Below are 6,954 nucleotides of genomic sequence, written 5' to 3'. Positions count from 1 at the left end.
CGCGCGGCTTTGCGCTGCGTTTCGACGGCCGCGTCGTGGGCTACGTCAACCGCTGCGTGCATGTACCCACCGAGATGGACTGGCAGGAAGGCCAGTTCCTGGACATGGACCGCCGCTGGATCCTGTGCTCCATCCACGGCGCCGCGTATGAGCCGGCCGACGGCCGGTGCGTGGGCGGCCCATGTGGCCGCGGCAAGCTCACGGCCATCACGCTGCAAGAGCGTGACGGCCAGGTGTATTGGTATCCTTCACGCGACATCCGGCCCGTCAGCTTCGACGCGCCGCCCTCCGAAAGCGCCCCCGCATGACCCCCCAAGACGACGCGCCGTCGGCACATCCGCTGCCGCCCACCAGCGCTGCCCCCGCCCCCGTTCCTGCAGCCGCCGCGCCTGCCGCGCGCCACACGCCGCTGGAATCCGCCGTTGAACAACTGGCCGATGGCCTGCTGCGTGAACGCCGCAGCGACCGCCGTTGGCGGGTGTTCTTCCGCGTGGTGTGGCTGGCGGTGACGCTGGCCGTGCTGTACGCCTTGTTCGTGCAGCGCGTGCAGCATGCGGCGCCCACCGGCCCGCACACCGCCCTGGTGGAAGTGCGCGGCGAGATTGCCGCCGACACCGAGGCCAGCGCCGAGAACATCAACTCCGCGCTCAAGTCGGCGTTTGAAGACGCCAATGCCAAGGCGGTGGTGCTGCGCATCAACTCGCCCGGCGGCAGCCCGGTGCAGGCCGGCATGGTGTACGACGAGATCCGCCGCCTGAAGGCCAAGCACGGCAAGAAGGTGTACGCGGTGGTCGAGGAGATCTGCGCCTCGGGCGCCTACTACATCGCCGTCGGTGCCGACGAGGTGTACGTGGACAAGGCCTCGATCGTCGGCTCCATCGGCGTGCTGATGGACGGCTTCGGCTTCACCGGCCTGATGGACAAGCTGGGCGTGGAACGCCGGCTGATCACCGCGGGTGAAAACAAGGGCATGCTGGACCCGTTCTCGCCGCTGTCCGAGCGCCAGCGCGCGCTGGCCCAGGCGATGATCGACCAGATCCACCAGCAGTTCATCGCGGTGGTGCGCGAAGGCCGTGGCAACCGGCTGAAGGAAACGCCGGACACCTTCTCGGGCCTGTTCTGGAACGGCGAAGAGTCGATCAAGCTGGGCCTGGCCGACCACACCGGCACGCTGGACTACGTGGCGCGCGAGGTGGTCAAGGCCGAAGAGGTGATCGACTACACGCCCAAGGAAAACGTGGCCGAACGCCTGGCCAAGCGCTTCGGCGCTGCGATGGGCGAAGGCGCGGTCAAGGCGATGCGCTCGCTGGGCTCCATCCGCTGAAGACGGTCCGCGGTGCCCGCCGCGGACTTTGGTTTCAGAACTGCAGGAAGGTGACGCCCAGCCCCAGGCTGGTCTGGCGGAAGTTGTAGTCGGTCAGCGTTTCGCCATAGCCGCTGAACATCTGCAGGTACCAGCGCAGCCCGTTGGGCTGCTGTTTGAACACCGGGTAGGTGTACTCCAGCTGCAGCGCGCCGTAGTGGCCGTTCTTCAGCGTGGTGCGGTACAGCACCGAGGCGGTGGACAGGCCCGACGCCCAATTCAGCTGGAATTCCCCACGGCCGCGGTAGTCCACCAGGTCGGGGTTGTTGTCGTCGTCGATCGATTCCTTCAGCCGCCGCAGGAAGCGGGTGCTGAACGACCAGTCGCCACGCTCGAAACCCGCGCCCAGGTACACCCGGTTCCAGCTGCGCGACAGCGGGTCGGACTGGCCGTTGGACTGGTGGGCGATGCCCAGCTGCGTGTAGCGCCACTGCCAGCCGAAGGGAAGGCTGCGCAGCCCCGGCGTGGTGGCCACCACATAGGTGGCTTCGGGCTCGTAGTCGGTGTTGCGGAAGGGCTTGGAATCGGCCCCGGTGTACACCTGCCAGGTGGCCTGCTGCGTGAAGGCCAGCCACAGGTCGGCATTCGGAAACACCAGCCCCTGCGCCACCTTGGTACGCAACGACACCTGGAACTTGGCCTCGACGCGGCGTGCGTTGGGCTGGTTCACCGCGGCCTGGGTGGGCGAGCTGGGGTTGCGGTTGATGCGGTCGGTGTAGCGCGCCGGCAGCACGTAGTTGGGCCGGTAGCCCACGAAGTTGAAGGTGCCGCGCTTGTCCTGCGGGTCCAGCTCCCAGTACTTGGACAGCAGGCTTTGCTCGCCGGCCGGGCTGTTGGCTGGTGCCAGCGGCGTGTCCTTGGGCGCCAGCACCGAGGTGGCGGGCACGGCTGAGCCGTCAGCGGGCGTGGGCGGTGCCACTGCGGCGGCCGGCGCGGGATCGGCTGGCGCCCGGCCGGCCAGGTTGTCGTAGCAGGCCAGGCGGTCGGCGGCCGGGCCGATGGTGGCGCAGTCGGCCATCGTCAACCGTTGCACGCCGGGCGAGGGGGCCGAGGCGGCCACGGTGGCCGGCACCTGCTGCGCCCCGGCAGGCGCGGCGGCGGCGGCCAGGGTGCCTGCTGCCAGCAGTGGCAGGGCCAGTCGATTCGGCATCGCGCCGGCGGGCTTGGAAGGTGGGACGTTCATCGTGGGCGGACGGTTTGGGCGCGCAGTGTAGGGGCGTGCGAAAAAACGCACCGTCAAGCCTAGGCAAGCCCCGAGCCTGTAACCGATTCGCTCACAACCAGCCGGCGCGGCGAAAGCGCCAGGCGGTGATGCCGCAGGCGGTGAAGATCATGCCCAGCGCCAGCGGATACCCGTACTGCCACTTCAGCTCGGGCATGTGCTCGAAGTTCATGCCCCAGATGCCGACGAAGGCGGTGGCCACCGCGAAGATGCCGGCCCAGGCGGCCAGCCGCTTGGTCACCTCGGATTCTTCGATCGTCACCATCGACAGGTTGACCTGGATGCCGGTGGCGATGGTTTCGCGCAGCGTATCCAGCGTGCTGTTGATGCGGGTGAGGTGGTCGTACACGTCGCGGAAGTACTCGCGCGTGTTGTCGCACACCCGCGGCACGCGGCCCATGCTCAGCTTGCCGGTGGCCTCCATCAGCGGCGCCACCGCATGCTTGACCATCAGGATGCGCTGCTTCAGGCCGTACAGGTTCTCGATGTTGGCGCGACCGCGGCCGCGGTCGAAGATGCGGTTCTCGATTTCTTCCAGCTCGGTTTCCAGCTGGTCGATCACCGGGAAGTAGCGGTCCACCACCGCGTCCATCAGCGCATAGAACACGAAGCCCGAACCATGGCGCAGCAGGTGGGCCTCGCGCTCGGCACGGCCGCGCACGCCTAGGAAACCCTGGTTGCTGCGGTTGCGCACCGACAGCACGAAGTTGGGCCCGACGAACACGTTCACTTCGCCCACGCGCAGCTCGCCGCCCGGCTCGATCTCCACCGTGTGCATCACCGCGAACACGGTGTCGCCGTACTCCTCCACCTTGGGCCGCTGGTGGCCATGGCGTGCGTCTTCCACCGCCAGTTCGTGCAGGCCGAACTCACGCTGCATCTGGCGCAGCTCGGCGTCGGTGGCGTCCAGCAGGGCCACCCAGACGAAGCAGTCCTCCCGGGTGACGTAATCGCTGATGTCGTCGACGGTGATGTCTGCGAGCTTCTTGCCGTCCTGGTAGACGACACAGTTGATGAGCATGGAACCGGTCTCCTCGTGTGGCGGGCACTGTAGCGCTGCCGCTGGCGCCTGGTGCTGCAAATGATTCGCAGCAAGACCGCAGCCCGGGGGACATGCGGGCTGCACGCAACGCCGCACGCGCACAATCCGCACTTGCGCCCACAAGGAGAAGATGCATGCAAGGCGACCCCAAGGTCCTCGAATTCCTGAACGCCCAGCTGAAGAACGAGCTGACGGCCATCAACCAGTACTTCCTGCACTACCGCATGCTGAAGAACTGGGGCTTCGAGAAGCTGGCCAAGAAGGAGTACGAAGAGTCGATCGAGGAGATGAACCACGCCGACCGGCTGATGGACCGCATCCTGATGCTGGAGGGCCTGCCCAACCTGCAGGACCTGGGCAAGCTGCTGATCGGCGAAGACGCGGTGGAAGTGCTGCGCTGCGACCTGCAGATCGAGAAGGGCTCGCATGGGCTGCTGAAGGACGCCATCGCCTACTGCGAATCCGTGCGCGACTACGTCTCGCGCGAGCTGCTCGAAGACATCCTGTCGGACACCGAGGAGCACATCGACCACATCGAGACGCAGCTCGAACTGGTGGACAAGATCGGCCAGCAGAACTACCTGCAACTGGCGGTGGGCGAGATCAGCTGAAGCCGCAGAATCCGTAGGTTTTTACAAACGAGAAGGATTCGCATTCTTGTAGACTGGCGGCCAGCTCACTGCTGCGCCCGCCATGATCGTCTGCCTCTGCCACCGAATCTCTGACCGCGACATCCAACGCGCCGTGCGCGAAGGCGTGGCCGACTTTGAAATGCTGCAGGACGACACCTGCATCGCGCGCAACTGCGGTTGCTGTGAAGACTGCGCCCGCCAGGTGTTTGATGACGCGGTGGCCGCGGCCGCCCCGGCACAGGCGGCAACGCAGGTGGTGCACCTGCATCGCCGCGCTGTGGTGTAAGCCGCCCCGATCAGGCCGCGGGCGGGATGCGCAGCATCTGGCCGGGGTAGATCTTGTCGGGGTGCGTGAGCATCGGCTTGTTGGCCTCGAAGATCACCGGGTACTTGTTCGGGTTGCCGTAGAACTGCTTGGCAATCTTCGACAGGTTGTCGCCCGACACCACCGTGTACCACTGCGACTCAGGCTCGGCTGCCTGGGCCACCACCAGCAGGTCGTTCACGCCGGCCACGTTTTGCACGTTGCCGCAGCACAGCAGCAGTTTTTCCTTGGTGGCCTGGTCGGCCACCGTGCCGCTGACCGTCACCGTGCTGCTGGCGCCATCGAACTGGATGTCGATGCCATCGGTCGACAGGTTCTGCGAACGCACGTAATTGGCGATGGCTGCGCTGGCCTTTTCGTTGAGGGCCGCTACATCCACGGCTGGTGCCGCCGGAGCGGTGGCGGCCGGTGCGGCGGCCTTGGCGTCGCCGCCGGTATGGAACAGCTTTTCGCCGGCTTCCTTGATGAAGGACATCAGACCCATGGAATTCTCCTCGTGTAGGGGTAAAGGCGGCTGATGCTAGGCACCGGGCATGCCCGGCGGCCGGGCCGAGCAGCCCCGGGCGGCCTATGTCACGAAGCGCGGGCGGATTGGAGGCTCAGCGCAACAGTCCCTTGGTCTCGATGAAGTCGATCACCTCGGCCAACCCGGCGTGGGTGCGCAGGTTGGTCATCACGAAGGGGCGGTTGGGCCGCATGCGCCGGGTGTCGGCTTCCATCACGCCCAGGTCGGCGCCCACGTGCGGCGCCAGGTCGGTCTTGTTGATCACGAAGAGGTCGCTCTTGGTGATGCCGGGGCCGCCCTTGCGCGGAATCTTCTCGCCGGCTGCCACGTCGATCACGTAGATGGTCAGGTCGCTCAGCTCGGGGCTGAAGGTGGCCGCCAGGTTGTCGCCGCCGGACTCGATGAACACGATGTCGGCATCGGGGAACTTGTCCAGCATGCGGTCCACCGCTTCCAGGTTGATGGAAGCGTCTTCGCGGATGGCGGTGTGCGGGCAGCCGCCGGTTTCCACGCCCATGATGCGCTCGGGCTCCAGCGCGCCGGCCACGGTGAGCAGGCGCTGGTCTTCCTTGGTGTAGATGTCGTTGGTGACGACCACCAGGTCCCACTTCTCGCGCATCGTCTTGCAGAGCATCTCCACCAGCGTGGTCTTGCCGGAGCCCACCGGGCCGCCCACGCCCACGCGCAGCGGCGGCAGTTTCTTCGTGCGGCGGGGAATGTGGTGCAGGGCGGTGCTCATGGTGGGTGCTGCTTCAGGCTGAAGACGTTCAGGAACGGAATAGGCGGGAGTACTGCGTTTCGTGGCGAGCCGACAGGATGGCCAGCATCGGCGTGAAGGCCTGGCGGTCGTCGTCGGTGCAGGCCAGCGCGGACTCGACCACGGCAGGGATGCGATCCAGCAATGCCTGCAGGATGCGCTGGCCGGCGCTCTGGCCCAGCGGCACGGCCTTGAGCGCCGCCTGCACCATGTTCTCGGCCCAGCCGAAGGCATGGGCCTGCAGCGCAGCATCGGCCGGTGCGCCGCTGCGGGCAGCGGCCAGCGCAAAGGCCACCGGCCAGGTGGGCGCGGGCGCCAGCGCGGCCAGCGTGGCCAGCCGCGGGTCGTCCCGTGCGTCGCTGTTGCGCAGCCATTCCACCAGCGAGCGGCCCATCTGCTCGGCCTGCTGGCGCAGCTCCCGGCTCTCGCGCGTGTGGCGCACCCAGTCGTTGAGTGCGGTGATGCGGGCCACGTCCTGCTGCTGCCAGGCGCTGAAGGCCTGGGCCAGCACCGGCAGGTCGGCGCGGCCCAGTGCCAGCGTCAGCTGGTCGAGCAGCCAGTCGCGGGCAGCGGCTTCACCGGTCACCAGGCCGGCGTCCACCGCGGCTTCCAGGCCCTCGGAGTAGCTGAAGCCTCCCACCGGCAGCGCCGGTGAGGCCAGCCAGATGAGCTGCAGCAGCGCGGGTGCGGGCAGCGGTGCGGGCAGGGCGGCGGAGCTCAATGCGAATGGCCGTGGCCGTGATCGTGCCCGCAGCCTGGGCCGTGCACATGCGGCGCTGGGGCGGCGGCGATGGGGATGGCGATGGGCTTGCGGTCGGGGGCCGGTGCGGCGGCGTGGCTGTGGCCGTGGTCGTGGTGGTGGTCGTGATGGTGTCCTTGCGCGTGATCATGGGCATGCGCGTGGCCATGGTCATGGCTGTGCGAGTGTCCATGGTCATGGCCGTGGGCGTGCCCGTGCGCACCCGCCGCGTAGGCGCCGCCTTCCGGCTCGAAGCCCTCGTTCGCCTCGGTCACGATCAGGTGCATGGACCGCAGCATGTCGGCCAGCACATGGTCGGGTTCCAGCTTCAGATGGTCGGGCGTGAGCTGCAGCTGCACATGTCGGTTG

The 6,954-nt window shown here is 67.5% G+C and carries 9 protein-coding genes and 1 pseudogene; 4 read left to right on the top strand and 6 right to left on the bottom strand.

Going from position 1 to position 6,954, the window contains the following annotated elements; genetic code table 11:
* On the top strand, positions 1-308 hold a 308-nt coding region (locus ABNT58_RS16645), incomplete at its 5' end, for a Rieske 2Fe-2S domain-containing protein (RefSeq protein ID WP_348754567.1).
* Positions 305-1,324 carry a S49 family peptidase gene (locus tag ABNT58_RS16640; protein WP_348754566.1) on the top strand — a complete coding sequence of 340 codons (1,020 nt, stop codon included), beginning with the start codon at positions 305-307 and terminating at the stop codon, positions 1,322-1,324. The genes ABNT58_RS16645 and ABNT58_RS16640, both read left to right, overlap by 4 nt.
* Before the next feature lie 34 nt (positions 1,325-1,358).
* Here the strand turns inward: ABNT58_RS16640 and ABNT58_RS16635 are convergent, their stop codons facing one another.
* Together ABNT58_RS16635 and corA are read right to left on the bottom strand one after the other, a co-directional pair.
* A complete protein-coding gene (locus ABNT58_RS16635) occupies positions 1,359-2,546 on the bottom strand; it encodes a phospholipase A (RefSeq protein ID WP_348754565.1) in 1,188 nt (395 codons plus the stop codon).
* A 91-nt stretch (positions 2,547-2,637) separates the two neighbouring features.
* Positions 2,638-3,606 carry a magnesium/cobalt transporter CorA gene (gene corA / locus ABNT58_RS16630; RefSeq protein WP_348754564.1) on the bottom strand — a complete coding sequence of 323 codons (969 nt, stop codon included), beginning with the start codon at positions 3,604-3,606 and terminating at the stop codon, positions 2,638-2,640.
* 155 nt (positions 3,607-3,761) lie between these two features.
* Here corA and bfr point away from each other — a divergent pair, with 155 nt between their 5' ends.
* Positions 3,762-4,238 carry a bacterioferritin gene (bfr, locus tag ABNT58_RS16625; RefSeq protein WP_348754563.1) on the top strand — a complete coding sequence of 159 codons (477 nt, stop codon included), beginning with the start codon at positions 3,762-3,764 and terminating at the stop codon, positions 4,236-4,238.
* 82 nt (positions 4,239-4,320) lie between these two features.
* Positions 4,321-4,545 (top strand): (2Fe-2S)-binding protein, encoded by a 225-nt coding sequence (locus tag ABNT58_RS16620; RefSeq protein WP_348754562.1) that lies wholly within the window; start codon positions 4,321-4,323, stop codon positions 4,543-4,545.
* Between the two features lie 10 nt (positions 4,546-4,555).
* Here ABNT58_RS16620 and lysM read toward each other — a convergent pair whose 3' ends face one another.
* From lysM to ABNT58_RS16600, 4 genes and pseudogenes are all read right to left on the bottom strand, one after another.
* Positions 4,556-5,068 carry a peptidoglycan-binding protein LysM gene (gene lysM / locus ABNT58_RS16615; protein ID WP_348754561.1) on the bottom strand — a complete coding sequence of 171 codons (513 nt, stop codon included), beginning with the start codon at positions 5,066-5,068 and terminating at the stop codon, positions 4,556-4,558.
* A 115-nt stretch (positions 5,069-5,183) separates the two neighbouring features.
* A complete protein-coding gene (gene ureG / locus ABNT58_RS16610) occupies positions 5,184-5,828 on the bottom strand; it encodes an urease accessory protein UreG (RefSeq protein ID WP_348754560.1) in 645 nt (214 codons plus the stop codon).
* Between the two features lie 28 nt (positions 5,829-5,856).
* Entirely contained in the window at positions 5,857-6,567 is a 711-nt protein-coding gene (locus tag ABNT58_RS16605) for an urease accessory UreF family protein (RefSeq protein WP_348754559.1), read from the bottom strand.
* Positions 6,564-6,954 (bottom strand): annotated as a pseudogene (locus tag ABNT58_RS16600) (urease accessory protein UreE); the annotation flags it as partial. The pseudogene ABNT58_RS16600 and the gene ABNT58_RS16605, both read right to left, overlap by 4 nt.

Source organism: uncultured Aquincola sp. (assembly GCF_964001545.1).
Taxonomy (GTDB): domain Bacteria; phylum Pseudomonadota; class Gammaproteobacteria; order Burkholderiales; family Burkholderiaceae_C; genus Aquincola.
Note: the sequence above shows the minus strand (reverse complement) of the source record. Positions and strands in the feature narration are given on the sequence as shown.